The sequence below is a fragment of the Pantoea sp. RCC30.1 genome, from assembly GCF_058148845.1.
This window is the reverse complement of sequence record NZ_JBXUHX010000046.1, coordinates 1-25,814: the sequence shown is the minus strand read 5'-3', so window position 1 is coordinate 25,814 and position 25,814 is coordinate 1. Positions and strand designations below refer to the sequence as shown.

Annotated in this window: 22 protein-coding genes and 1 riboswitch; of the genes, 6 read left to right on the top strand and 16 right to left on the bottom strand. The window is 53.6% G+C overall.

The features are described 5' to 3' along the window. Positions 1-418 precede the first annotated feature (418 nt). Positions 419-2,008, top strand: a complete 1,590-nt coding sequence (gene purH, locus AC2LB6_RS23070) for a bifunctional phosphoribosylaminoimidazolecarboxamide formyltransferase/IMP cyclohydrolase (RefSeq protein WP_490095255.1) — start codon at positions 419-421, stop codon at positions 2,006-2,008. 19 nt (positions 2,009-2,027) lie between these two features. Then, the gene (gene purD / locus AC2LB6_RS23065; protein WP_490095254.1) at positions 2,028-3,308 is read left to right on the top strand and encodes a phosphoribosylamine--glycine ligase; all 1,281 of its coding nucleotides are present in this window, start codon (positions 2,028-2,030) and stop codon (positions 3,306-3,308) included. Positions 3,309-3,340: 32 nt separating this feature from the next. Here the strand turns inward: purD and AC2LB6_RS23060 are convergent, their stop codons facing one another. The 6 genes from AC2LB6_RS23060 to nudC form a co-directional block, all read right to left on the bottom strand. Further along, positions 3,341-4,003, bottom strand: a complete 663-nt coding sequence (locus AC2LB6_RS23060; RefSeq protein ID WP_490095253.1) for a DUF1481 domain-containing protein — start codon at positions 4,001-4,003, stop codon at positions 3,341-3,343. Positions 4,004-4,072: 69 nt separating this feature from the next. Next, a complete protein-coding gene (gene hupA, locus AC2LB6_RS23055; protein WP_003850136.1) occupies positions 4,073-4,345 on the bottom strand; it encodes a nucleoid-associated protein HU-alpha in 273 nt (90 codons plus the stop codon). Between the two features lie 188 nt (positions 4,346-4,533). Beyond that, positions 4,534-5,124, bottom strand: coding sequence for a YjaG family protein (locus AC2LB6_RS23050; protein WP_490095252.1), 591 nt, complete (start codon positions 5,122-5,124; stop codon positions 4,534-4,536). 63 nt (positions 5,125-5,187) lie between these two features. Next, a complete protein-coding gene (gene nfi / locus AC2LB6_RS23045) occupies positions 5,188-5,856 on the bottom strand; it encodes a deoxyribonuclease V (protein ID WP_010261068.1) in 669 nt (222 codons plus the stop codon). Positions 5,857-5,858: 2 nt separating this feature from the next. Continuing rightward, positions 5,859-6,926 (bottom strand): uroporphyrinogen decarboxylase, encoded by a 1,068-nt coding sequence (gene hemE, locus AC2LB6_RS23040; protein ID WP_010672222.1) that lies wholly within the window; start codon positions 6,924-6,926, stop codon positions 5,859-5,861. A 40-nt stretch (positions 6,927-6,966) separates the two neighbouring features. Beyond that, positions 6,967-7,737, bottom strand: coding sequence for an NAD(+) diphosphatase (gene nudC / locus AC2LB6_RS23035; RefSeq protein ID WP_490095251.1), 771 nt, complete (start codon positions 7,735-7,737; stop codon positions 6,967-6,969). Positions 7,738-7,826: 89 nt separating this feature from the next. Here nudC and rsd point away from each other — a divergent pair, with 89 nt between their 5' ends. From rsd to thiE, 3 genes are all read left to right on the top strand, one after another. Next, positions 7,827-8,333, top strand: coding sequence for a sigma D regulator (rsd, locus tag AC2LB6_RS23030; RefSeq protein ID WP_490095250.1), 507 nt, complete (start codon positions 7,827-7,829; stop codon positions 8,331-8,333). 152 nt (positions 8,334-8,485) lie between these two features. Then, positions 8,486-8,586: riboswitch (TPP riboswitch) on the top strand. 87 nt (positions 8,587-8,673) lie between these two features. Beyond that, the gene (gene thiC, locus AC2LB6_RS23025) at positions 8,674-10,596 is read left to right on the top strand and encodes a phosphomethylpyrimidine synthase ThiC (RefSeq protein ID WP_490095249.1); all 1,923 of its coding nucleotides are present in this window, start codon (positions 8,674-8,676) and stop codon (positions 10,594-10,596) included. A 2-nt stretch (positions 10,597-10,598) separates the two neighbouring features. Then, a complete protein-coding gene (gene thiE / locus AC2LB6_RS23020; protein WP_490095248.1) occupies positions 10,599-11,225 on the top strand; it encodes a thiamine phosphate synthase in 627 nt (208 codons plus the stop codon). A 193-nt stretch (positions 11,226-11,418) separates the two neighbouring features. On the opposite strand, the gene AC2LB6_RS23015 is transcribed toward thiE, so the two are convergent. After that, entirely contained in the window at positions 11,419-12,873 is a 1,455-nt protein-coding gene (locus AC2LB6_RS23015) for an aminotransferase-like domain-containing protein (RefSeq protein ID WP_490095247.1), read from the bottom strand. 174 nt (positions 12,874-13,047) lie between these two features. Here AC2LB6_RS23015 and AC2LB6_RS23010 point away from each other — a divergent pair, with 174 nt between their 5' ends. Further along, positions 13,048-13,230 (top strand): DUF1127 domain-containing protein, encoded by a 183-nt coding sequence (locus tag AC2LB6_RS23010; protein WP_490095246.1) that lies wholly within the window; start codon positions 13,048-13,050, stop codon positions 13,228-13,230. 54 nt (positions 13,231-13,284) lie between these two features. Here the strand turns inward: AC2LB6_RS23010 and rpoC are convergent, their stop codons facing one another. The 9 genes from rpoC to AC2LB6_RS22965 all read right to left on the bottom strand — a co-directional run. Next, positions 13,285-17,508, bottom strand: a complete 4,224-nt coding sequence (rpoC, locus tag AC2LB6_RS23005) for a DNA-directed RNA polymerase subunit beta' (protein WP_490095245.1) — start codon at positions 17,506-17,508, stop codon at positions 13,285-13,287. A 129-nt stretch (positions 17,509-17,637) separates the two neighbouring features. Next, positions 17,638-21,666, bottom strand: a complete 4,029-nt coding sequence (rpoB, locus tag AC2LB6_RS23000) for a DNA-directed RNA polymerase subunit beta (RefSeq protein ID WP_010261046.1) — start codon at positions 21,664-21,666, stop codon at positions 17,638-17,640. Positions 21,667-21,996: 330 nt separating this feature from the next. Next, positions 21,997-22,359: a 50S ribosomal protein L7/L12 gene (gene rplL / locus AC2LB6_RS22995; RefSeq protein WP_008927142.1), complete on the bottom strand. Its 363-nt coding sequence runs from the start codon at positions 22,357-22,359 to the stop codon at positions 21,997-21,999. A gap of 65 nt (positions 22,360-22,424) precedes the next feature. Continuing rightward, a complete protein-coding gene (gene rplJ, locus AC2LB6_RS22990; protein WP_003848098.1) occupies positions 22,425-22,922 on the bottom strand; it encodes a 50S ribosomal protein L10 in 498 nt (165 codons plus the stop codon). 365 nt (positions 22,923-23,287) lie between these two features. Continuing rightward, complete coding sequence (rplA, locus tag AC2LB6_RS22985) at positions 23,288-23,992, bottom strand: 50S ribosomal protein L1 (RefSeq protein WP_419140714.1); 705 nt, start codon at positions 23,990-23,992, stop codon at positions 23,288-23,290. 3 nt (positions 23,993-23,995) lie between these two features. Then, positions 23,996-24,424, bottom strand: coding sequence for a 50S ribosomal protein L11 (rplK, locus tag AC2LB6_RS22980; RefSeq protein WP_006121495.1), 429 nt, complete (start codon positions 24,422-24,424; stop codon positions 23,996-23,998). 147 nt (positions 24,425-24,571) lie between these two features. Further along, on the bottom strand, positions 24,572-25,117 hold the full coding sequence (nusG, locus tag AC2LB6_RS22975) for a transcription termination/antitermination protein NusG (RefSeq protein WP_013359732.1): 546 nt from the start codon (positions 25,115-25,117) through the stop codon (positions 24,572-24,574). A 1-nt stretch (position 25,118) separates the two neighbouring features. Beyond that, complete coding sequence (secE, locus tag AC2LB6_RS22970; protein ID WP_008927141.1) at positions 25,119-25,502, bottom strand: preprotein translocase subunit SecE; 384 nt, start codon at positions 25,500-25,502, stop codon at positions 25,119-25,121. A 231-nt stretch (positions 25,503-25,733) separates the two neighbouring features. Further along, a partial coding sequence (locus AC2LB6_RS22965; protein ID WP_081048829.1) for an EF-Tu C-terminal domain-related protein occupies positions 25,734-25,814 on the bottom strand: 81 nt, incomplete at its 5' end.

Sequence of the window (25,814 nt, the reverse complement as noted above, 5' to 3'; positions counted from 1 at the left end):
TTTCCTCCTGCAGAGTCAACCTCTATTTCAGAAGTTTTTCTCCGGCGGCTCAGTCTCCTGTGCCTCTCAACCCGTTTCCCGTTGCCGGTGTTCCGTGTTGATGGATGCGCATTATAGGGAGTTGTCGGAGAGTCGCAACCCATAAATTGCATAAAAAAGAGCGTTCGCTGCATTCCACAGCAAAAGCCGCTGTTATACGCAGTTACGCACAATGTTATCCACACAGAGCGGGCTAAATGAATTTAGGCGAGCATCACGCAAACGTTTTCGCTACAATGCCGGGCAATATTCCGGCCCCCCCTTTTCGGGGCGTTACCTGAGGTTTTTGATCTTTTCTTCTTATATAGAAGAGAAAACCGCTGTGAAGCCTGACGTAACGCTCTTATATACGCGAAACAAAGCCAAGGGATAAACCACCATGCAACAACCTCGTCCTGTACGCCGCGCATTGCTCAGTGTCTCTGACAAAGCCGGTATCCTCGAATTTGCTCAGGCGCTCTCAAGTCGCGGTGTCGAACTGCTCTCCACAGGTGGAACAGCTCGCCTTCTGGCGGATGCGGGTCTGGCTGTCACTGAAGTCTCTGACTACACCGGTTTCCCGGAAATGATGGATGGACGCGTCAAAACCCTGCATCCGAAAGTGCATGGCGGCATTTTAGGTCGTCGCGGTCAGGATGATGCCATCATGGCGCAGCACGACATCAGCCCAATCGACATGGTGGTCGTTAATCTCTATCCCTTTGCACAGACTGTCGCCCGTGAAGGATGTTCACTGGAAGACGCAGTGGAAAACATCGACATCGGTGGTCCAACCATGGTGCGCTCTGCTGCCAAGAACCATAAAGATGTCGCCATTGTGGTCAGCAGCGGCGACTACGATGTCATCATTGCTGAAATGGACGCTCATGAGAACGCACTGACGCTTGAGACCCGTTTCGATCTGGCAATCAAAGCCTTCGAACACACCGCCGCCTATGACAGCATGATCGCTAACTACTTCGGTACCCTGGTGCCTGCCTATCACGGTGAACGCAATCAGCCCGCCGGCCGTTTCCCGCGTACCCTGAATCTGAACTTCATTAAGAAGCAGGATATGCGTTACGGCGAAAACAGCCATCAGGATGCTGCCTTCTATATAGAAGAGAATATTACTGAAGCGTCAGTAGCGACCGCGCAGCAGGTTCAGGGCAAAGCGCTCTCCTATAACAATATTGCTGACACGGATGCTGCTCTGGAATGCGTTAAAGAGTTCAATGAACCCGCGTGCGTCATCGTCAAACATGCTAACCCCTGTGGCGTTGCGACCGGTGACTCTCTGCTGTCAGCCTATGAGCGGGCTTACCAGACCGATCCGACCTCCGCGTTCGGCGGCATCATCGCCTTTAACCGCGAGCTGGATGAAGCGACTGCTCAGGCGATTATCAGCCGTCAGTTTGTTGAGGTGATCATCGCGCCAGCGGTTTCCGAGGCCGCGCTGAAAATTACCGCTGCTAAACAGAATGTTCGTGTACTGATCTGCGGCCAATGGCAAAACCGTACTGCCGCCCTGGATTTCAAACGCGTCAACGGAGGTCTGCTGGTACAGGATCGCGATCTCGGCATGGTCGATGCGAGCCAGTTGCGCGTAGTCAGTAAACGTCAGCCAACCGAACAGGAACTGCGTGATGCACTGTTCTGCTGGAAAGTGGCGAAGTTCGTTAAGTCTAACGCCATTGTTTATGCACGCGACAACATGACCATCGGTATTGGTGCCGGACAAATGAGCCGTGTCTATTCCGCTAAGATTGCTGGCATTAAAGCAGCCGATGAAGGGCTGGAAGTAAAAGGATCAGCCATGGCATCGGATGCCTTCTTCCCGTTCCGTGATGGTATTGATGCGGCAGCCGCGTCAGGTGTGAGCTGCGTCATCCAGCCTGGTGGCTCCATCCGCGATGAAGAGGTAATTGCAGCGGCTGATGAGCACGGTATTGCCATGATCTTCACCGACATGCGTCACTTCCGCCATTAATCGTTCTGGAGAATAACAGATGAAAATTTTAGTAATCGGCAATGGCGGACGTGAACATGCTCTGGCCTGGAAAGCAGTTCAGTCGCCGCTGGCGGAAACCGTGTTTGTGGCGCCGGGTAACGCGGGTACCGCATTAGAGCCTGCGCTGCAGAATGTCGCGATTAGTGCAACTGATGTCCCTGCCCTGCTGGAATTTGCCCAGCGTGAAAAGATCGATCTGACGATTGTCGGACCGGAAGCGCCGCTGGTGATTGGCATCGTGGATGCCTTCCGTGAGGCCGGGCTGGCTATCTTTGGTCCGACTCAGGCCGCTGCGCAGCTGGAAGGCTCTAAAGCCTTCACCAAAGATTTTCTGGCACGTCACCAGATCCCCAGCGCGGCGTACCAGAACTTTACCGAAGTTGAGCCTGCTCTCGCGTATCTGCGAGAGAAAGGCGCGCCAATCGTCATCAAAGCCGACGGCCTGGCCGCAGGTAAAGGCGTGATTGTGGCGATGACGCTGCAGGAAGCTGAGGATGCAGTTCAGGATATGCTGGCCGGTAACGCCTTTGGCGATGCAGGACACCGTATTGTGATTGAAGAGTTTCTGGATGGCGAAGAAGCCAGCTTCATCGTGATGGTAGACGGCGAACATGTGCTGCCCATGGCCACCAGCCAGGATCACAAACGTGTCGGCGATGGCGACACCGGTCCGAACACCGGTGGAATGGGCGCCTACTCTCCGGCTCCGGTTGTCACCGATGAGATTCACCAGCGCGTCATGGACCAGGTTATCTGGCCGACCGTGCGCGGCATGGCGGCTGAAGGCAACGTCTATACCGGTTTCCTCTATGCCGGTCTGATGATCGATCACACCGGGCAACCGAAAGTGATCGAATTCAACTGCCGCTTCGGCGATCCGGAAACTCAGCCGATCATGTTGCGTCTGCAGTCGGATCTGGTCGATCTTTGCCTGGCCGCCTGTGACGGTAAACTGGATCAGAAAACGTCTCAATGGGATCCACGCCCTGCGCTGGGTGTGGTACTGGCGGCAGGCGGTTATCCGGGTGATTACGCTCAGGGCGATCAGATTCACGGTCTGCCACTGGAAGAAGTGGCTGACGGCAAGGTCTTCCACGCTGGAACACGGCTGGAAGAGGACCTGGTGCTGACAAACGGTGGCCGCGTGTTGTGCGTCACCGCGCTGGGTGAGGATGTGGCCGCGGCACAAAAGCGGGCTTACGAACTGACACAGCCGATCTCATGGCAGGGCAGCTTCTGTCGCCGCGATATCGGCTACCGCGCTATTAACCGCAAATAAGTTCAGGGGGCACCTGGTGCCCCTTTTTCACTTCACATATCTTCTTCTGTCGGCTGCTGTGAGCAGTCATCCTTCTGACTGACCCGCAACAACTGTATCCCTTCAGGCGCTTCAAGCCATGACACCATCAGCGGTGCCGCTGCATTACTCTGCTGCTGTGTCAGCATCTGCACATCGTCAGCGTCAAAAGCGGGTCTGACCTGCTGGCCTTCACAACTCTCCAGCACATTGTTTCCCAGCCAGTGCCCCTGTTTCAGGAACACCTGACCGCTTAATAGCGCATCGCTGAGATTACGCATCCGCTGAGCGTCAAACTTATAGAGCTCAACCGCATCCGGGCTGACTGCTTCACGCCGCCCTGCAAGCTGGCGCTGCATGAAGTTGAGACCACCCGCCTGATCAAAGCGCAGGGTCACATCGTCAGGTTGTTTGCCCTTTACCTGACGCTGAATGCTGATCAATGACTCTTCCAGCCAGACATAGTCAGTCACCTCACCTTCCCCGCCACTGAACGGCGTATAGAGGGTGCGGATATGGACCGACTGATGGTCGCTGTTTTTGCGCCAGATACGAACAACACCACGATCAGCAAGATAGCCACTGGCAGAAAAAGGGGGAATATCCGGAGTAGAGCTGCAGCCGAAAAGAAACAGAGAGAGAATCAGAACAGATAAACGCTGAAACAGCGGGGTCATGATGGCTGGCCTCTTAAACAAAAGGGGCGAAACGCCCCCTGTTTTAAAGCTTAACCGCAGTGCGACGTCTTACTTAACGGCGTCTTTCAGCGCTTTACCAGACACGAATGCCGGTACATTTGCTGCAGCGATTTTGATCTCTTTGCCAGTCTGCGGGTTACGACCGGTACGCTCAGCGCGGTGGTTCACTTTAAAAGTACCAAAACCAACCAGTTGTACAGCATCACCATCTTTCAGAGACTCAGTGATCGCAGCCAGAGTAGATTCCAGCGCTGCCTTTGCCTGAGTTTTAGACAGGTCAGCTTTTTCTGCGATCACATCAATCAGTTGAGTCTTGTTCATAAGTTATCCTTAAAGTGTATTTATCGCTTGCTAAGCAACGAGTGCGAGGGAAAAGCCATATTCTGGCACTCTTCTGCCTGCACGCACCGATAGCCACAATTTTCAGCCCCCCAAATGTAGACCAGACAGGGGGCCAATGTGAAGCCTCCAGGCGCGCTAATTCGGGCCTGAAGTCACGTTTTATCGCCTTACTGCTGGAAATTTATACCGATGTTGCTAATTCCAGCTTCACGCAGGTCAGATCGCAGACCTTTAATCAATTCAAGGTCGCGCTCTTCGCACTCCGACAGCAGTCGGAAAATCTCCCACTGAAGGTCCCACTCATCGATGATAGCCGGGTTTTCACGCAGCTCTTCATCGGTCATTTCGCGTCCAGCCTGGGTCATCTCCAGCATGGCGACAGTGGTAATTGAGGTCTCGCTGACTTCAATAGCATGCTCAAGAGTTTCACCGCTCAGCTGCGCATGCACGGCTTCGCTCAATGCCACGCAGGCATCGATAGCCGGATAAACGCCGTAAACTTCAAACGCATCGCCATCAGGAATGGCGGCTTCGAGCTTTTCCAGCTGGCTGTCGAAGTTTATCTTCGCATCTTTGACCGTCAGGTTTTCCCAGATCAGATCAAGAATACGACGATAGAGTGCCGGATCGGCAAATTCAGTCTGCTCGCAGAATGCGCGATAGTTGGGATACATGCGCTCGCACAGGCAGGCCATAAAAGTAAGGTGCTGCCAGCTTTCCAGCTTCGCCAGACGCAGATGAACGGGATTTTGTAACATAAAGGTGGCTCTTATTCGTTTCGCTGGCCGCAGTGTAACTGCAAAACCGCAGCACAAACAGTGTTAAAGCGCGTTTTGCCAGCGCTGGAAAGCGGTTCGGTTTGAAGCAACCGCATCGGCCCAGCGGGTCGGTTCCGGCAACCGGTAACCGCGCGTACAGTTTTCGACCCACTGCAACGCAGTATCCAGGCTGACGCGATGGCCGGTGGCGACAAACAGCGGATTACAGCGCAGTTTGCTGCGCCATACCCAGCCTATCTGCTCACCTTTGTCGATCAGCGGCTGACGACTACCAGGCTGCGCATCCAGATCGGCAAAACGGCCACACAGGCGACTTTTCGCGACACCAATGGTTGGCACATCGACCAGCAGGCCAAAATGTGACGCGACGCCAAGTCGTCTTGGATGCGAAATACCGTGTCCATCCACAAACAGCAGGTCCGGCTTTTGCTCCAGCATTTGCCAGGCGGCCATCAGCGCTGGATATTCACGGAATGAGAGAAAGCCCGGAATATAGGGCATCGTGGTCTCAACGCGTGCGATGCGATGTTCCACCAGCTTTAAGGATGGATATTCCAGTATCACCATCGCCGCCCGGGTGATGGTGCCTTCCTGCTCAAATCCAACATCCGCCCCGCCGATAAAGCGGGGTGGCAGCACATCAAAGTCATCTTCACGCACCACATCAGCGGCGCGTTGTAACTGCTCAGCGCGAAGTGCGGCAATATCCATGATTACTCCTGATGCCAGGGACGTGATAAACGGTGTACCGCCTCAACAAAGACGCCCGCATTTTCCGGTGGGACATCCAGATGAATACCATGACCCAGATTGAAGACATGTCCGGTACCTGAGCCAAAGCGCTCCAGGATCCCAGCCACTTCCTGTTCGATGCGCTCCGGTGCCGCATAGAGCATAGAAGGATCCATGTTGCCCTGCAGTGCGACTTTGTCGCCCACGCGACGGCGTGCGTCATCAATATCGGTGGTCCAGTCGAGACCCAGCGCGTCACAACCGGTAGCGGCCATCGCTTCCAGCCACTGTCCGCCGCCTTTGGTGAAGAGCGTCACTGGCACGCGGCGACCGTCGTTTTCACGCAGCAGGCCATCAACAATTTTGTGCATGTAGTGAAGTGAGAATTCGCGGTAGTCACGACCAGTCAACACGCCGCCCCAGGTATCAAAGACCATCACGGACTGTGCACCAGCGCGGATCTGAGCATTGAGATAGAGGATGACGCTGTCGGCCAGCTTATCCAGCATCGCGTGCAGCGTAGCGGGATCGGCATACATCATCTTCTTGATTTTGGTGAACGCCTTGCTGCTGCCGCCTTCCACCATATAAGTGGCCAGCGTCCACGGACTGCCTGAGAAGCCAATCAGCGGCAGATCGCCATTCAGGTTCTTCCTGATAGTGCGGACAGCATTCATCACATAGCCCAGCTCCATTTCTGGATCGGGCACCGGTAAACGCTCAACGTCAGCGCGACAGGTCACAGGGTTTGAGAAACGTGGGCCTTCGCCGGTTTCAAAGTAGAGACCCAGTCCCATCGCATCCGGAATGGTCAGGATGTCACTGAAGAGGATGGCGGCATCCAGCGGATAACGGCGCAGCGGCTGCAGAGTGACTTCACAGGCCAGCTCGGCGTTTTTACACAGCGACATAAAGTCACCCGCCTGGGCGCGTGTCGCTTTGTACTCCGGCAAATAGCGCCCGGCTTGTCGCATCATCCAGACCGGCGTGACATCAACCGGCTGACGTAACAGGGCACGCAAATAACGATCGTTCTTCAGTTCACTCATCTCAACACTCTCTCAATAACAGGCGTGTAGTGTAGCACTTTCACACTTCGGCGCGGCACAGGGCGACGGTATCTTCAATCAGGCGGCGCGCCACGGTGCCCGGCGGTGGCAGCAGAGGCAGGTCATCAAAACGGAACCAGGCAGCATCCAGCAGCTCTTTACCGTCGTGCTGCAGATCGCCGCTGTCATACTCCGCCATAAACGCTGTCATCAGCGATTGCGGGAAGGGCCACGGCTGGGATGTAACGTAACGGACGTTTTTAACGCGAATATTGCTCTCTTCCATCACTTCGCGGGCAACGGCCTGCTCCAGCGTCTCGCCAACCTCCACAAAACCCGCCAGCACGGTGTAAACCTTGTTGCGATGGCGGGCATGATTCGCCAGCAGGATTTCATCACCACGACGAATAGCCACAATGATGCAGGGTGCGATCTGCGGATAGTAACGCTCGCGACAATGACTGCAAAGACAGGCAAATTCATGTTTGCTGTGGTGCATTTCATGGCCGCAATAGCCGCACCAGCGGTGAGAACGATAGAATTCCGCCAGTTGCACACCGCGACCCACCAGCTGAAACAGCGCCACATCCTGATCGATCAACTGTCGTACTGAGAACATATCGGCAGAACGTGGCTCACAAATCAGCCAGACTTTTTCGCCCTGCCACTCACCGATGGTTCGGGCTTTACTGCCGGTCAAACCAAATTTTTCGGCGTTTCCGTGGGGTAAATCGCCTTGTGGTAACCAAAGTTTCTGTTCATGGCTGACAATCCACCATCCAGCGTCTACGCTTGAGATTTCGCATTGCATTTATTTCGTCATCCTTAGCGTCAACTCGCACGCTGAAGTCCTGATGTTAAGTGTGTAGATAAACAACTATAACTCACATGGAGTTAGATATGCTTAACCAGTTAGACGTCCTGGCTGAACGCGTAGGTGGCAGTAATGATCTGGTCGATTCGTGGCTTGAAGCCCGTCGTCAGCTACTGGTGACCTATTATCACCTGGTCGGTCTTAAACCAAACAAAGAGGCGCTGACGCGTCTTGATGAGCAGGCTCTGGACAACTTCTGTCACGGCCTGGTCGATTATCTTTCTGCGGGTCACTTCAGTATCTATGAACGCGTGATTAGTGAAATGAGCGGCGACAGCCCGATGATCGCCGCTGCACAGATCTATCCACCGCTGGAAGCCAATACTGAGCGTCTGATGCAGCTGTATGACGGCCACCTGCAGCAGGCGATCGACGACGAAAACTGCATGACCTTCCAGCAGGCACTCTCAGAAGTGGGCGAAGTGCTGGAAGCACGTTTTACGCTGGAAGATAAGCTGATCCAGCTGGCATGGGATAACCAGCTTGCCCCCCCGCTGGTAGCCAATGACAGCCATATCGCGCGTCCGGCTTAATCATCATCTCCGGCAAAGGGGTTGAGATTATCCCGAAGCCCTTTTATGCTGAACAGGTTCTGAGGAGCGCTCTCCAAAGAACCTTTTTTATTTTTGATTTGAAATATAAGGTTTTTACGCCCGGGTCTGTTATCACAACCCAGCGTAAAAACAGCTTCTTGTCGGAGTGCCCAGTTGGGCTGAGACCGTTAATTCGGGATCCGCGGAACCTGATCAGGTTAGAACCTGCGAAGGGAACAAGAGTAAATCTTCTCTGTATGTCAGCACGCCTGTGCTGTTTATACAGTTACTCCTTCCGAACTCCGGGCAAGCATCGTTCCCCCTTAACAGGAAGATTGCTATGTCTGACCAAAAAACAACCCGCCGTGAACAGCGTGGCCAGGCGCAGGAATTTATCGATTCCCTGCAAAGCGGCAGTGCATTTCCCCAGTCCCGCCGCATCTGGATTACCGGCAGCCGCGAGGATATTCGCGTTCCCATGCGTGAAATTGTGCTAAGCCCGACCCACATCGGCGGCAGCAAAGAACAGCCTCTCTATGAGCAGAACGAAGCGGTGCCGGTCTATGACACGGCGGGTGCCTATGGCGATCCCGCGGCATCGATCGATGTGCATCGTGGCCTGGAAAAGCTGCGTGCCCCCTGGATTGCTGAACGCAACGACAGCGTACTTCTCGAACAGAACAGCTCAGGCTATACCCAGCAGCGGCTGGCTGACGAGGGGCTGGATCATCTGCGCTTCGATCATCTTCCCGCGCCGCGCCGCGCCCGCGCAGGCCGCCGCGTCACGCAATTGCACTATGCCCGCCAGGGGATCATCACCCCGGAGATGGAATTTATTGCCCTGCGGGAAAACATGGGCCGTGAGCGAATCAGCAGTGAGGTATTGCTGCAACAGCATCCGGGCCACAGTTTTGGCGCACATCTGCCAGCCAGCATCACACCTGAGTTTGTGCGTCAGGAGGTTGCTGCCGGACGCGCCATCATTCCTGCCAATATCAATCACCCGGAATCGGAGCCGATGATCATTGGCCGCAACTTCCTGGTTAAGGTCAACGCCAACATCGGTAACTCGGCGGTGACCTCCTCCATCGAGGAGGAAGTGGAAAAACTGGTCTGGTCGACTCGCTGGGGTGCTGATACGGTGATGGATCTCTCGACCGGTCGTTATATTCATGAAACGCGCGAATGGATTTTGCGCAACAGTCCGGTGCCCATTGGTACCGTGCCGATTTATCAGGCGCTGGAAAAAGTGAATGGCGTGGCTGAGGCGCTGAGCTGGGAAATATTCCGGGACACGCTGCTTGAACAGGCGGAACAGGGCGTCGATTACTTCACTATCCACGCGGGCGTACTACTGCGTTATGTCCCAATGACAGCGAAACGTCTGACCGGAATTGTCTCGCGGGGTGGATCGATTATGGCGAAATGGTGCCTGTCACATCATCAGGAGAGCTTCCTCTATCAGCACTTCCGTGAGATCTGTGAAATCTGCGCCGCTTACGATGTCTCCCTGTCGCTGGGCGATGGCCTGCGTCCCGGTTCGATTCAGGATGCTAACGATGAAGCGCAGTTTGCCGAACTGCGTACCCTAGGTGAACTAACCCGTATTGCCTGGGAATATGATGTTCAGGTGATGATTGAAGGTCCGGGCCACGTGCCGATGCATATGATCCGCCGCAACATGACTGAACAGCTTGACCTGTGCGATGAAGCCCCCTTCTACACCCTTGGACCGCTGACCACCGACATCGCGCCCGGTTATGACCATTTCACCTCAGGTATTGGTGCCGCCATGATTGGCTGGTTTGGTTGCGCCATGCTGTGTTATGTCACACCTAAAGAGCATTTGGGTCTGCCCAACAAAGAGGATGTGAAGCAGGGATTAATCACCTATAAAATCGCGGCGCATGCCGCCGATCTGGCCAAAGGCCATCCCGGTGCGCAGATCCGTGATAACGCCATGTCCAAAGCGCGCTTTGAATTCCGCTGGGAAGATCAGTTTAATCTGGCGCTGGATCCCCACACGGCGCGGGCTATGCATGACGAAACCCTGCCGCAGGAGTCGGGCAAGGTGGCCCATTTCTGCTCAATGTGTGGCCCCAAATTCTGCTCGATGAAAATTTCCCAGGAGGTGCGCGAGTTTGCAGCACGCCAGGATGCCCACGCCGAGCCGGTTGAAGTGAGCATGGCGCAGATGTCAGACCGTTTTCGCAGCCACGGCGGTGAGCTTTATCACCCTGCCGATGCCATTAAGGAGGAGTAACGATGCCCGCATTTCCTGCTACCGCCCCGCGCCTGGGGCTTTATCCGGTGGTTGATAGCCCCGAGTGGATTGAACGCCTGCTGGAGATGGGTGTTCGCACGCTGCAGCTTCGCATTAAGGATCAGCCCGATGAGATCGCCGAGCCTGCCATTGCCCAGGCGATTGCGTTGGGAAAACGCTATGACGCGCGCCTGTTTATCAATGACTACTGGCAGCTGGCGATTAAACATCAGGCCTATGGCGTGCATCTGGGTCAGGAGGATCTGGATGTGGCCGATCTTGCCCGTATTCATCAGGCCGGATTGCGTCTGGGACTTTCCACCCATGACGACGCGGAACTGGATCGCGCTCTGGCAATCCAGCCCTCTTACATCGCACTTGGGCATATTTTTCCGACGCAGACCAAGGAGATGCCTTCTGCGCCGCAGGGCATTGAGCAGCTGAAGCGGCATCTGGCACGCCTGACGAGTATTCCCACCGTGGCGATTGGTGGTATCTCGATTGCGCGTGCACCTGAGGTACTGGCAACCGGCGTTGGGAGTATTGCGGTAGTGAGTGCGATTACTCAGGCAGATGACTGGCGTGAAGCAACCCGGACTCTGCTGGCGCTGGCAGAACCTGGCAATTAAGGATTTGTGGAACCTGTCGCACATAGCGGCTGCAAAACAGGTAATGCCAGCTTTCTTCCGGGAGAGCAGCGCGCAGAAGTGAATGTTGCCGCTGGCGTGCTGTAATCCAAAACCTTAACGTGGCATCCGTCAGGTTAAGGTTATCTGACCAGGGCCGGTTCCCTCCTCTTGCCGGCCCTGCTTCTTCTTTTCGCTATACGAGAAAAGAGGTGGAAGTCTGCGTCTCATGCTCGCACGAGAGCATAGCGCGTTCGACAGCCGCACCCAGCAGCGCCAGCGCCTGTTCAGTCTGCTCGTTGATCGGCAGCCCGTAGTTTAAGCGCAGGCAGTTTCGATATTTACCCGATGCCGAAAACAGTGAGCCTACGGCAATCTGAATTTTTGACTCGCGTAGTTCGCGGTTAAGCCGGACCGCATCAAACGCTTCTGGGAGTTCTATCCACATCAGAAAGCCGCCCTGAGGGCGGGAGACGCAGATGCCGCAGGGAAAGTAGTGGCGTACCCAGCAGCTAAAAGTTTCATAGTTACGATGATAGATTTGCCGCATCCGGCGCAGATGGGGCTGATAATGGCCCTGGCGGATAAACTCGGAGACCGCATGCTGAGGCTGCGTGGCGGTGGAGCCTGTGACGATATATTTCATATGCAGCACGCGGTCACGATAGCGGCCTGGTGCAACCCAGCCGACACGTAAACCCGGAGCCAGCGTTTTAGAAAAAGAGCTGCATAGCAGAACCCGGCCATCGAGATCCAGCGCTTTAATCGTGGACGGGCGCGGGTATTCCCAGGCTAACTCACCATAAACATCATCTTCAATCACGGCCGCATCAAACCGCTGCGCCAGCGCCAGCAATGCCCGCTTACGCTGTTCGGGCATGATGAATCCCAGCGGATTATTGCAGTTCGGCACGACAACGACTGCTTTGATCGGCCATTGATCAAAGGCCAGCTCCAGCGCTTCCAGACTGATGCCGGTGACCGCATCCGTCGGGATCTCAATGGCACGAATGCCAAAGCCGCGCAGGGTTTGCATGATGCCGTGAAACGACGGTGATTCAACAGCAATGATATCGCCCGGCTCGCAGACGGCCCGAACGGCGACCGATAACGCTTCATGGCAGCCGGTAGTAATCACAATGTCATCGGCAGTGAGCTGGCAGCCGCTATCTATTGCCAGTCGTGCAACCTGTTGTCGCAGCGCGAAAACACCATAGAGGTTGTCATAATTCAGCAGCGCCATGTCCTGCTTCTGCGCCTGACGGCTAAACGCTTTCCACAGCGGTTTAAGCGTCGGCTGAGTCAGGTCCGGCATGCCGCTGCCCAGCTGCAACACATCATCTTCCAGACGACTGTTAATCAGCTCCAGCACCGCATCCCACTGCGTCACCTCAACCGGCCGCTGTGCAGGACGGGTCAACGCAGGCATCGGGGGTGTCGCTTTGCGCGAGGCAACAAAATAGCCGGAGCGAGACTGCGGCGTGATCATCTGCTTCTCTTCCAGCAGATGATAAGCCTGCTGTACGGTGCTGATACTGACGCCATGTTCGGCACTCAGACTGCGTACCGAAGGCAGGCGCTCACCACTGCGATATAAACCCTGTTCAATGCGCTGAGCCAGCAGTGTGGCCAGATGTTCATATCGGGTCATTGTATTTCCTATGGCTCAGATGGTGAGCATTAACCAGTACAGTTATGCTTCTTTTTTACCATTCAGATCTCTGTAACCGCAATCTGTATGTTAAAAAAAGGTGATTTTTGCGTCTGTATCATACAGAGCGATCCGCTGAAAATAGTCCTCAGATACTTCACTGAGGACACTATCATGGAATACAACGAGAACCGCGCAACTAAACCGTTTACAGGCACGCCCTACCAGCTGGTTCGTTACTTGTGGCGCAGTTATAAACGCTGGCAGCTGCGGCGTGAGACGCGCATCATCCTGTCGAAACTGAGTGACAGTCAGCTGAAAGACATTGGTCTTGGCCGCAACGACTGGAATGCCTGAATTCGAGACAAAAAAAACCCTGCCGAGGCAGGGTTTTTATCAGGCAAAGAACGATTAATCGTTTTTGTTGCCGCCGAGACCGGCGTTCAACAGTTCAGCCAGACTGGCTGAGGCTTCATCCGCAGTAACCTGCGGTGCAACCTGAACTTCACCTGCCGCTTTGCGGCGCATACGATCCTGATGGTACGCATAACCGGTACCGGCCGGGATCAGACGACCCACGATGACGTTCTCTTTCAGGCCGCGCAGTTCATCGCGCTTACCTGCTACCGCTGCTTCGGTCAGGACACGTGTGGTCTCCTGGAACGATGCTGCAGAGATGAACGATTCGGTAGCCAGTGACGCTTTGGTAATACCCAGCAGGTCACGCATGAAGGTTGCGCCAACTTTTCCGTTCGCTTCCAGATCACGGTTAGAGATCTTGATGCGAGAGAATTCAGCCTGCTCACCTTCCAGGAAGTCTGCACTTCCTGCGCTCACGATGGTTGCTTTACGCAGCATCTGACGAACGATGACTTCGATATGCTTATCGTTAATCTTAACGCCTTGCAGACGGTAAACTTCCTGCACTTCGTTAGTGATGTAACGGGTCACCGCATGCACGCCACGCAAGCGCAGGATGTCATGTGGAGACTCTGGGCCATCGGAAACCACGTCACCACGCTCAACACGTTCACCTTCGAACACGTTCAGCTGACGCCATTTCGGAATCATCTCTTCGTACGGCTCGCTACCATCCAGCGGAGTAATTACCAGACGACGCTTACCTTTGGTCTCTTTACCGAAGGAGATGATGCCGCTGATCTCCGCCAGAATTGCTGGCTCTTTCGGACGACGCGCTTCGAACAGGTCAGCAACGCGTGGCAGACCACCGGTAATATCCTTGGTACCGCCAGATTCCTGCGGAACACGCGCTAACGTGTCACCAGCACTGATCTTAACGCCATCTTCCAGCTGAACAATCGCTTTACCTGGCAGGAAGTACTGAGCCGGCATGTCGGTGCCCGGGATCAGAACGTCGTTACCGTTGGCATCAACAATTTTCAGCGCAGGACGCAGATCTTTACCGCCCGCAGTACGCTCAGCACTGTCCAGAACCACCAGCGAAGAGAGACCGGTTAAGTCGTCTGTCTGACGGGTAATCGTCTGGCCATCAACCATGTCTGTGAAGCGAATGAAACCGCCCACTTCGGTGATGACTGGCATGGTATGCGGATCCCAGTTTGCGACGGTTTCGCCCGCTGCAACCTGCTCACCATCACCTTTCGCCATGGAAGAACCATAAGGAACTTTATAGCTCTCTTTGGTACGACCAAATTCGTCGATCATTTTCAGTTCAACGTTACGCGAGGTGATCACCAGCTTGCCTGCCGAGTTCGTTACAGACTTGGCGTTGGTCAGCTTGATGGTGCCTTTGTTCTTCACCTGAATGCTGGATTCAGCAGCAGCACGTGATGCCGCACCACCGATGTGGAACGTACGCATCGTCAGCTGTGTACCTGGCTCACCGATGGACTGTGCCGCGATAACACCGATCGCTTCACCTTTGTTGATGATGTGACCACGTGCCAGGTCGCGACCATAGCAATGCGCACAAACACCAAAGTCGGTTTCACAACCTACGACTGAGCGGACTTTCAGGCTGTCGACTGAGTTCAGTTCCAGCACGTCACACCAGTGCTCATCAAGCAGCGTGTTGCGTGGGACCAGAATATCAGCAGTACCCGGCTTCAGAACGTCTTCAGCGGTCACACGACCCAGCACACGCTCACGCAGTGGCTCTTTAACGTCGCCACCTTCGATGACAGGCGTCATCATGATGCCTTCGTGTGTACCACAGTCATCTTCGGTAACAACCAGATCCTGTGCAACGTCAACCAGACGACGCGTCAGATAACCGGAGTTCGCCGTTTTCAGTGCGGTATCCGCCAGACCTTTACGAGCACCATGGGTTGAGATGAAGTACTGGAGTACGTTCAACCCTTCACGGAAGTTCGCCGTGATTGGTGTTTCGATGATGGAGCCATCTGGCTTCGCCATCAGACCACGCATACCGGCCAGCTGACGAATCTGTGCTGCAGAACCACGCGCACCGGAGTCAGCCATCATAAAGATGCTGTTAAAGGAAACCTGTCGCTCTTCTACGCCGTCACGGTTAATAACGGTTTCGGTTGAGAGGTTTTCCATCATCGCCTTGGCAACACGTTCGTTGGCCGCTGCCCAGATATCGATGACTTTGTTGTAACGTTCGCCTGCGGTTACCAGACCAGACTGGAACTGCTCCTGAATCTCAGCTACTTCTGCTTCCGCTTCAGTGATGATCTCCACTTTCTTCTCTGGAATAACCATGTCGTCGATGCCGACAGACGCGCCTGAACGGGCTGCGTAAGCGAAACCGGTGTACATGGTCTGGTCAGCAAAGATAACGGTCGGCTTCAGGCCCAGAATGCGGTAACAAGTGTTCAGCATTTTGGAGATAGCTTTTTTGCCCAGCGCCTGGTTAACAATGGAGAAAGGCAGACCTTTTGGCACGATCATCCAAAGGATGGCACGGCCAACAGTGGTGTCGATGATGCTGGTTTTAGCAACCCACTCATCCTGCTCATTTTTCTCGTGTTCAGTGATACGCACCTTAACGCGAGCATGCAGAGAGGCGAGGCCAGCGCGATAAATACGCTCAGCTTCTTTCGGGCCAGTCAGCACCATGCCTTCGCCTTTGGCGTTAACACAGTCACGGGTCATGTAGTACAGACCCAGTACAACGTCCTGAGAAGGAACGATGATTGGCTCGCCGTTCGCAGGTGACAGGATGTTGTTGGTCGACATCATCAGCGCACGTGCTTCCAGCTGGGCTTCCAGCGTCAGCGGTACGTGTACAGCCATCTGGTCACCATCGAAGTCGGCGTTGTATGCCGCACAAACCAGCGGGTGCAGCTGGATCGCTTTACCTTCGATCAGAACCGGTTCAAAGGCCTGAATACCCAGACGGTGCAGTGTAGGCGCACGGTTCAGCAGAACCGGGTGCTCACGGATCACTTCATCGAGGATATCCCAGACAACCGCTTCTTCGCGCTCAACCATTTTCTTCGCGGCTTTGATGGTGGTGGCCAGGCCACGCAGTTCCAGCTTGCCGTAAATGAACGGTTTGAACAGTTCGAGTGCCATTTTCTTAGGCAGGCCGCACTGATGCAGACGCAGGTATGGACCAACGGTGATAACCGAACGACCAGAGTAGTCGACACGTTTACCCAGCAGGTTCTGACGGAAACGACCCTGCTTACCTTTGATCATGTCAGCCAGCGATTTCAGCGGACGCTTGTTAGAACCGGTGATCGCACGACCGCGACGACCGTTATCCAGCAGTGCATCGACCGCTTCCTGCAACATACGCTTTTCGTTGCGTACGATGATATCTGGCGCAGCCAGATCCAGCAGGCGCTTCAGACGGTTGTTACGGTTGATCACGCGACGATAAAGATCGTTCAGATCCGACGTTGCGAAACGGCCGCCATCCAGCGGTACCAGCGGACGCAGATCCGGTGGCAGAACAGGCAACACGGTCAGGATCATCCACTCTGGCTTGTTGCCAGACTGTACGAACGCTTCCAGCAGCTTGATGCGCTTGGTCAGTTTTTTACGTTTGGTTTCGGAGTTAGTTTCGTTCAGCTCTTCACGCAGCTGCTCGCACTCCTGCTCCAGATCCATGTTTTTCAACAGGGCCTGGATCGCTTCGGCGCCCATTTTGGCGTCGAATTCGTCACCGAACTCTTCCAGAGCATCAAGGTACTGCTCTTCAGTCAGGATCTGACGCTTCTCGAGGTTGGTCATGCCACCTTCGATTACCACGTAAGATTCAAAGTAGAGTACGCGCTCGATGTCACGCAGTGGCATATCCAGCAGTAAGCCGATACGCGATGGCAGTGACTTCAGGAACCAGATGTGCGCAGTCGGCGACGCCAGTTCGATGTGGCCCATACGCTCACGGCGTACTTTAGTCTGGGTCACTTCAACACCGCACTTCTCACAAATCACACCACGGTGTTTCAGGCGCTTGTATTTGCCGCACAGGCACTCATAGTCTTTTACCGGCCCAAAGATACGGGCGCAGAACAGACCATCACGCTCTGGCTTAAAAGTACGGTAGTTAATGGTTTCTGGCTTTTTCACTTCACCAAAAGACCAGGAACGGATCATGTCTGGCGAAGCCAGCGCAATTTTGATCGCATCAAACTCTTCGGTCTTAGTTTGCGCTTTCAGAAACTTAAGTAAGTCTTTCACGGATTAGCTCCCGTCGGAGTGAGACTCAGAGGGCGTCCAACCGAAATTGAACGCCCCGTAACCAGTACAATTGCGAGCGCTTTAAACCCAGCGCTTTCAGGCGGCGGCGAACCGCAGCCTGAAAAGGGGTTACTCGTCTTCCAGCTCGATGTTGATACCCAGCGAGCGAATCTCTTTCAACAGTACGTTGAAGGATTCCGGCATGCCCGGTTCCATCTGATGGTTACCGTCAACGATGTTTTTATACATCTTGGTACGGCCGTTGACGTCATCAGACTTAACGGTAAGCATTTCCTGCAGGGTATACGCGGCACCGTATGCTTCCAGTGCCCATACTTCCATCTCACCAAAGCGCTGACCACCGAACTGTGCCTTACCACCCAGCGGCTGCTGAGTAACCAGACTGTAGGAACCAGTTGAACGTGCATGCATCTTGTCATCAACCAGGTGGTTGAGTTTCAGCATGTACATGTAGCCAACGGTTACCTGACGTTCGAACTGCTCACCGGTACGGCCGTCAAACAGGGTAATCTGACCGGAAGAAGGCAATCCGCCGAGCTGCAGCAGCTCTTTGATTTCGCTTTCTTTCGCGCCATCAAACACCGGAGTGGCGATTGGCATACCTTTCTTCAGGTTCTCAGCCAGACGAAGCACTTCGTCATCGGAGAAGGTGTTCAGGTCAACTTTCTGACGCAGATCGCTACCCAGGTCATAGGCGCGCTGGATGAATTCGCGCAGTTTCGCGACGTCTTCCTGCTTCTTCAGCATGGCGTTGATCTTCTCGCCGATGCCTTTCGCTGCCATACCCAGGTGGGTTTCCAGAATCTGACCGATGTTCATACGCGATGGTACGCCCAGCGGGTTCAGAACGATGTCAACCGGCGTGCCGTTTTCATCGTAAGGCATATCTTCGATCGGGTTGATCTTGGAGATAACACCTTTGTTACCGTGACGGCCTGCCATTTTGTCACCCGGCTGAATCTGACGCTTAACTGCCAGATAAACCTTAACGATTTTCAGCACGCCTGGTGCCAGATCATCGCCCTGGGTGATTTTACGACGCTTACCTTCGAGTTTTTTCTCAAACTCGTGCTTCAGTTCGTCGTACTGCTCGGCCAGCTGCTCCAGCTGGTTTTGCTTGGCTTCGTCAGTCAGACCCAGTTCCAGCCAGCGCTCGCGCGGCAGCTTGTCCAGTTTGTCTGCTTCAACGCCACCAGAAATCAGTACGTTCTGGATACGGCTGAACAGGCCCGCTTCCAGAATCTGCAGTTCTTCAGACAGGTCTTTCTTGGCCTGCTTCAGCTGCATCTCTTCGATTTCCAGAGCACGTTTGTCTTTTTCCACGCCATCGCGGGTAAAGACCTGAACGTCGATCACGGTGCCTGACACGCCATTCGGTACGCGCAGTGACGAATCTTTCACGTCAGAGGCTTTTTCACCGAAGATAGCGCGCAGCAATTTCTCTTCTGGCGTCAGCTGAGTCTCACCTTTCGGCGTTACCTTACCAACCAGAATATCGCCACCGGTCACTTCAGCACCGATGTAGACGATGCCTGACTCATCCAGTTTAGAGAGAGCAGCTTCACCCACGTTCGGGATATCAGCAGTGATCTCTTCCGGCCCCAGTTTGGTGTCACGCGACACGCAAGCCAGCTCCTGAATGTGGATAGTCGTAAAGCGATCTTCCTGAACCACACGCTCGGAGACCAGGATGGAGTCTTCGAAGTTGTAGCCGTTCCACGGCATGAACGCTACGCGCATGTTCTGGCCCAGTGCCAGTTCACCCAGATCGGTGGACGGGCCATCTGCCAGCACATCGCCGCGCTCAACCGGTTCACCCAGAGAAACACATGGCATCTGGTTGATGCAGGTGTTCTGGTTAGAACGGGTATATTTGGTCAGGTTGTAGATGTCGATACCGGCTTCGCCAGCATGCATTTCGTCTTCGTTAACTTTGATAACGATACGTGATGCGTCGACGTACTGCACGGTACCACCACGTTTCGCAACGGCGGTAACACCGGAGTCAACGGCAACAGCACGTTCCATACCAGTACCAACCAGCGGCTTATCAGCACGCAGAGTTGGAACGGCCTGACGTTGCATGTTCGCACCCATCAGGGCGCGGTTAGCATCATCGTGTTCCAGGAACGGGATCAGGGACGCACCGACAGAAACGATCTGTTGAGTCGAAACGTCCATGTAGTCAACCTGATCGCGGCTGAACAGACTTGATTCGCCTTTGCTACGGCAGGTGACCAAGTCATCAACAAACGCGCCGTTATCATCAAGAGGGGCGTTCGCCTGAGCGATAACGTAGTTACCCTCTTCGATAGCAGAGAGGTAATGAATCTCGTCAGAAACCAGACCGTCGATAACACGGCGATAAGGCGTCTCAAGGAAACCGTACTCATTTGTCTGTGCATAAACAGACAAGGAGTTGATCAGACCGATGTTCGGACCTTCAGGGGTTTCGATTGGGCAGACACGACCGTAGTGCGTTGGGTGTACGTCACGCACTTCGAAGCCGGCACGCTCACGCGTCAAACCACCCGGGCCGAGAGCAGAGATACGACGTTTGTGCGTAATCTCTGACAGCGGGTTGTTCTGATCCATAAACTGAGAAAGCTGGCTGGAACCAAAGAACTCTTTCACCGCAGCCGAAATCGGCTTCGCGTTGATCATGTCCTGTGGCATCAGGGTATCAAGGTCGCCCAGTGACAGACGCTCTTTAACCGCACGCTCAACACGTACCAGACCGACACGGAACTGGTTCTCAGCCATTTCACCGACTGAACGAATACGACGGTTACCGAGGTGGTCGATATCGTCCACTTCGCCTTTACCGTTACGGATGTCGATCAGCTTCTTCATCACTTCGATGATGTCGTCTTTGCTCAGGATGCCTGAACCTTCGATTTCATCACGCAGCAACGAACGGTTGAACTTCATACGGCCGACAGCCGAAAGATCGTAACGATCTTCAGAGAAGAACAGGTTCTCAAACAGGTTCTCTGCTGCTTCGCGTGTTGGCGGCTCACCAGGACGCATCATGCGGTAGATCTCAACCAGTGCGCTCAGGCGATCGCTGGTTGGGTCAACACGCAGGGTCTCAGACATGTATGGACCGTGGTCCAGATCGTTGGTGAACAGCGTTTCGATGCGCTTGTGACCGGACTGGCTCAGTTTGGCCAGCAAATCCAGTGACAGTTCCATGTTCGCTGCAATAATCAGCTCACCGGTGCTCTCATCGATGTAGTCTTTAGCAACTACCTTGCCCGCGATATATTCAACCGGAACTTCGATGTGCTGAATGCCATCTTTTTCCAGCTGACGGATATGGCGCGCAGTAATACGGCGTGCTTTTTCGACGTAGACGGTACCGTTCGCTTCGATATCGAAGGTTGCGGTTTCACCGCGCAGGCGCTCAGGCACCAGCTCCATCTGCAGCTTGTTGTCACGGATTTCAAACACCACTTTCTCGAAGAAGATATCGAGGATCTGAGGTGTAGTGAACTGTAACGCGCGCAGGATGATAGTGGCCGGCAGCTTACGACGACGGTCAATACGGACAAACAGGTTATCTTTCGGGTCAAACTCAAAGTCAAGCCATGAACCGCGGTAAGGGATGATACGTGCGTTGTACAGCACTTTACCCGATGAGTGAGTTTTACCCTTATCGCTATCAAAGAACACGCCAGGACTACGGTGCAGCTGAGAAACGATAACGCGTTCGGTACCATTGATAACAAAGGTACCGTTGTCGGTCATGAGCGGAATTTCGCCCATGTAGACTTCTTGTTCTTTAATGTCTTTTACGGTGCCTTCTGGCGCTTCGCGCTCATAGACCACCAGACGCAGTTTCACGCGCAGCGGTGCCGAATAGGTCACGCCACGGATCTGACACTCTTTCACGTCAAAGACAGGTTCACCCAGGCGATAGCTTACATACTGCAACTCAGAGTTGCCGCTGTAGCTCGCAATAGGGAATACAGAGCGGAATGCAGCTTCCAGTCCGTACTGACCTTCTGGATCTTGCTCGATAAACTTCTGGAACGAGTCGAGCTGGATGGAAAGGAGATAAGGTATGTCCAGTACTTGCGGACGTTTACCAAAATCCTTGCGAATACGTTTTTTCTCGGTATAGGAGTAAACCATAGGGTTCCTCAGCTAGCTGACAAGTCGACCCACGCTGTCCGTCCTGACAGGACAGTTCATGCAACACGATTTTGTTTGATTCACTGGCTGCGCGGCAGCAGTGCAATACCTCTTTCTATCACGCTTAAATCATTTCATCGCTGTTGCGAGGGCAGGGAACCCGCACAGGTAGAGCGGTATATTAAGTCGTCGATAGAGAAAGATATTGAAGAGTAACAATGGACAAACAGTGTGAAACCCCATTGAAACCCTGTAGCGCAAAAAGGCTGGTGACCAAAAAGTCACCAGCCATCAGTCTGAAACTACTCAGACTGCAACCCGAAGGTTGTCTTACTTAACTTCAACTTCAGCGCCAGCTTCTTTCAGAGCAGCTTCAAGTGCAGCTGCGTCGTCTTTGCTGATTGCTTCTTTGATCACGCCAGTTGCTTCAACCAGATCTTTGGCTTCTTTCAGGCCCAGACCAGTTGCAGTACGTACGGCTTTGATTACTGCAACCTTGTTCGGGCCAACAGCTTTCAGAACTACGTCGAATTCAGTTTTTTCTTCAACAGCTTCAGCCGGGCCAGCAGCAACAGCTACAGCAGCAGCAGCAGAAACGCCGAATTTTTCTTCCATTGCAGAAACCAGCTCAACAACTTCCATTACGGACATCGCTGCAACAGCTTCCAGAATTTGGTCTTTAGTAATAGACATGACAATTGTTCCTAAGAATCAGAAAAAGTTTATACGTAAGCAAGTACGAAGAAAAGAATATGGCCTTAAGCCGCTTCTTTTGCATCGCGTACAGCAGCCAGAGTGCGGACCAGTTTGCCGGCAGCGGCTTCTTTCATGGTCGACATCAGACGTGCCAGTGCTTCTTCGTAGGTCGGCAGAGTTGCCAGACGGTCAATATTGGCCGCCGTGATCAGCTCACCTTCAAAGGCTGCAGCTTTGACCTCAAATTTTGCATTCGCTTTCGCGAAATCTTTGAACAGACGAGCAGCAGCGCCCGGGTGTTCCATAGAATATGCAATCAGGGTCGGACCAACAAACGTGTCTTTCAGGCACTCAAACTGAGTACCTTCAACGACGCGGCGCAGCAGGGTGTTACGAACAACACGCATGTAAACGCCAGCTTCACGGCCTGCTTTACGCAGTTCGGTCATTTTATCAACGGTAACGCCACGAGAATCCGCAACAACCGCTGAAAGCGCACCTTTGGCTACTTCGCTGACTTCAGCAACAATCGCTTGTTTGTCTTGAAGATTTAATGCCATTAGCTTTTGCTCCTGGATTTGACCGGGAAAGGATTTCCCCGGAACTCACTTCACTTACTCACCCCAAGGGGTAATAAGCGCTCGAACACGGTGAGCAGAATCCAGCTAAGAAAAAATTCTTTTGGTTCTGTCACCGTCTACGCAGGGTATTAAGCGGAATATCCGGAGATAAACAGCTCCTGCGGTCTTGGACGGAGGCCAGGATAAGGCCTGGCTCCAACCTAAATTCTGTGTGACGCAGCAGAGTCAGAGGGAAAGGCGGTAAACGCAACAGTCAGTTCTGGCTCTCTGGTGTCCTGTTCTGTTAATAACAGAACAACGGGCGTAAGATTCTAGGTGAATTTTTCGCCCGTTTCAAGCAGCAATTAGTTTGCTGTTGCGTTCAGACCAGCCTGGTCAACGGCAACGCCGGCGCCCATGGTGGTTGAAAGGCTAACTTTCTTGATGTACACGCCTTTCGCCTGAGATGGTTTTGCTTTTTTCAGCGCTACCAGCAGAGATTCCAGGTTTTCTTTCAGTTTGTCAGCGTCAAAGTCCACTTTACCGATGGTCGTGTGGATGATGCCGTTTTTGTCGTTACGATAACGAACCTGACCTGCTTTAGCGTTCTTAACTGCTTCAGCAACGTTAGGAGTTACAGTACCAACTTTCGGGTTTGGCATCAGGCCGCGTGGGCCCAGAATCTGGCCTAACTGGCCAACAACGCGCATTGCATCCGGAGAAGCAATAACAACGTCAAAATTCATTTCGCCTTTCTTGATCTGATCAGCCAGGTCTTCCATGCCTACCAGCTCAGCGCCTGCTGCTTTAGCAGCTTCAGCGTTTGCGCCCTGGGCGAAGACAGCAACACGTACTGAACGACCAGTACCATGTGGCAGAACGGTCGCGCCGCGAACGTTTTGATCAGATTTACGTGCATCAATGCCGAGGTTGACAGCAACGTCAACGCTTTCAACGAACTTGGCAGTAGCCAGTTCTTTCAGCAGAGCAACGGCTTCAGTAATGTCATACTGCTTAGTCACGTCAACTTTGTCGCGAATTACGGTCATGCGCTTGGTCAGCTTAGCCATTTCTTAGTCCTCTACTACCAGGCCCATGGAACGAGCAGTACCTTCGATTGAGCGAGTCATCGCTTCAACGTCAGAACCAGTCATGTCCGCAGCTTTGGTTTCTGCGATTTCACGTACCTGAGCACGAGTCACTTTACCGACTTTATCTTTGTTCGGCTTACCAGAACCAGACTTGATGCCCGCTGCTTTTTTCAGCAGTACGGCAGCCGGAGGCGTTTTGGTAATGAAGGTAAAAGAGCGGTCGCTGTATACGGTGATAACAACTGGAGTCGGCAGACCTTTTTCGAGAGATTCGGTCTTAGCGTTGAACGCCTTACAGAATTCCATGATGTTAACACCCTGCTGACCCAGAGCTGGACCAACCGGTGGACTTGGGTTCGCCATACCAGCTGCAACCTGCAGCTTGACGTAGGCTTGGACTTTCTTAGCCATGATATTTCCTCAATTGGGTTATAGCGCCTGTGAAGGCTCCCCGTGATAACGATTTATCCGCTGTTGCCAGCGCATAAAAACAAAAGGCGCGAAATTGTAGTTAAATTTCGCGCCTGCTGCAACAGCTAATTTGTGAGCGGAAAGAGGTTAACCTTTCTCCACCTGACCGAAGTCCAGCTCAACCGGTGTTGCACGACCAAAGATGGACACGGAAACCGTCAGGCGGCTTTTCTCGTAATCTACATCTTCAACCACACCGTTAAAGTCAGCAAATGGACCGTCATTAACGCGAACCATTTCACCTGGCTCAAACAGCGTTTTCGGACGAGGCTTGTCGCCGACCTGCTGCAGACGGTTCATGATCGCATCAACTTCTTTGTCGCTGATAGGCGCAGGACGGTCAGATGTACCGCCGATGAAACCCATTACGCGCGGGACGCTGCGTACTAAATGCCAGCTGGCGTCATTCATCACCATCTGAACCAGTACGTATCCCGGGAAAAACTTGCGCTCGCTCTTACGACGCTGGCCACCACGAATTTCGACGACTTCTTCAGTCGGAACCATGACTTCGCCAAACAGCTCTTCCATGTTGTGCAATTTGATATGCTCGCGCAGCGATTGGGCTACGCGGCCTTCAAAACCGGAAAACGCCTGTACGACGTACCAGCGTTTCTTTGGAGCTTCAGACATCTCAGAACCTCAGGCCAGTGATAAACGATACCAGACGGACCAGAATACCATCCAGCCCCCACAAAATCAGTGACATCACGGCAGTAACCGCGGCAACGATTAAGGTGGTGTGCAGCGTTTCCTGGCGGGTTGGCCAGATAACCTTACGCATTTCTGTTCTTGCTTCACGAGCAAAAGCCACAGTCGCTTTGCCTTTGGTCGTTAAAAGCGCAATGCCGCCAGCCGCTGCAATCAGTACAACTACGGCTAATGCACGCAGTGGCAATGACACATCACGATAGAGGTAGTTACCTACAATCGCTGCAAGCAGCAGTAACACAACTACTACCCACTTTACCGCTTCCAGGCCACGCCCGCTCCCTTGAGCTTCGGTATTCGCACTCATAAACCAACCTGCCACAATAATTCAGAAACTATTCTGCCCCGCAGTGCGAGGCGTCCAAACCGAATGAGCTTTTGGGGCGTAACTCGGTATCCAACGCCGCATTACAGAGCCTGTCTCAGCAATGATTATGATTCAAAAAATCACTGATGAGCCAGGTTCTATGAAACAGCGTGCAAAAAGGGCATCAAATGATGCCCTTTCCGTGTGCATTGCGTCAAACGTTATCGGTAATTATGCGATAACTTTAGCAACAACACCCGCGCCAACGGTACGGCCACCTTCGCGGATTGCGAAGCGCAGACCTTCGTCCAT

Bases quoted from the DNA above. Each gene is read 5' to 3' on its own strand.
- purH (WP_490095255.1), top strand. From the start codon at position 419: ATGCAACAACCTCGTCCTGTACGCCGCGCATTGCTCAGTGTCTCTGAC.
- purD (WP_490095254.1), top strand. From the start codon at position 2,028: ATGAAAATTTTAGTAATCGGCAATGGCGGACGTGAACATGCTCTGGCC.
- AC2LB6_RS23060 (WP_490095253.1), bottom strand. From the start codon at position 4,003: ATGACCCCGCTGTTTCAGCGTTTATCTGTTCTGATTCTCTCTCTGTTT.
- hupA (WP_003850136.1), bottom strand. From the start codon at position 4,345: ATGAACAAGACTCAACTGATTGATGTGATCGCAGAAAAAGCTGACCTG.
- AC2LB6_RS23050 (WP_490095252.1), bottom strand. From the start codon at position 5,124: ATGTTACAAAATCCCGTTCATCTGCGTCTGGCGAAGCTGGAAAGCTGG.
- nfi (WP_010261068.1), bottom strand. From the start codon at position 5,856: ATGGATATTGCCGCACTTCGCGCTGAGCAGTTACAACGCGCCGCTGAT.
- hemE (WP_010672222.1), bottom strand. From the start codon at position 6,926: ATGAGTGAACTGAAGAACGATCGTTATTTGCGTGCCCTGTTACGTCAG.
- nudC (WP_490095251.1), bottom strand. From the start codon at position 7,737: ATGCAATGCGAAATCTCAAGCGTAGACGCTGGATGGTGGATTGTCAGC.
- rsd (WP_490095250.1), top strand. From the start codon at position 7,827: ATGCTTAACCAGTTAGACGTCCTGGCTGAACGCGTAGGTGGCAGTAAT.
- thiC (WP_490095249.1), top strand. From the start codon at position 8,674: ATGTCTGACCAAAAAACAACCCGCCGTGAACAGCGTGGCCAGGCGCAG.
- thiE (WP_490095248.1), top strand. From the start codon at position 10,599: ATGCCCGCATTTCCTGCTACCGCCCCGCGCCTGGGGCTTTATCCGGTG.
- AC2LB6_RS23015 (WP_490095247.1), bottom strand. From the start codon at position 12,873: ATGACCCGATATGAACATCTGGCCACACTGCTGGCTCAGCGCATTGAA.
- AC2LB6_RS23010 (WP_490095246.1), top strand. From the start codon at position 13,048: ATGGAATACAACGAGAACCGCGCAACTAAACCGTTTACAGGCACGCCC.
- rpoB (WP_010261046.1), bottom strand. From the start codon at position 21,666: ATGGTTTACTCCTATACCGAGAAAAAACGTATTCGCAAGGATTTTGGT.
- rplL (WP_008927142.1), bottom strand. From the start codon at position 22,359: ATGTCTATTACTAAAGACCAAATTCTGGAAGCTGTTGCAGCGATGTCC.
- rplJ (WP_003848098.1), bottom strand. From the start codon at position 22,922: ATGGCATTAAATCTTCAAGACAAACAAGCGATTGTTGCTGAAGTCAGC.
- rplA (WP_419140714.1), bottom strand. From the start codon at position 23,992: ATGGCTAAGCTGACCAAGCGCATGACCGTAATTCGCGACAAAGTTGAC.
- rplK (WP_006121495.1), bottom strand. From the start codon at position 24,424: ATGGCTAAGAAAGTCCAAGCCTACGTCAAGCTGCAGGTTGCAGCTGGT.
- nusG (WP_013359732.1), bottom strand. From the start codon at position 25,117: ATGTCTGAAGCTCCAAAGAAACGCTGGTACGTCGTACAGGCGTTTTCC.
- secE (WP_008927141.1), bottom strand. From the start codon at position 25,502: ATGAGTGCGAATACCGAAGCTCAAGGGAGCGGGCGTGGCCTGGAAGCG.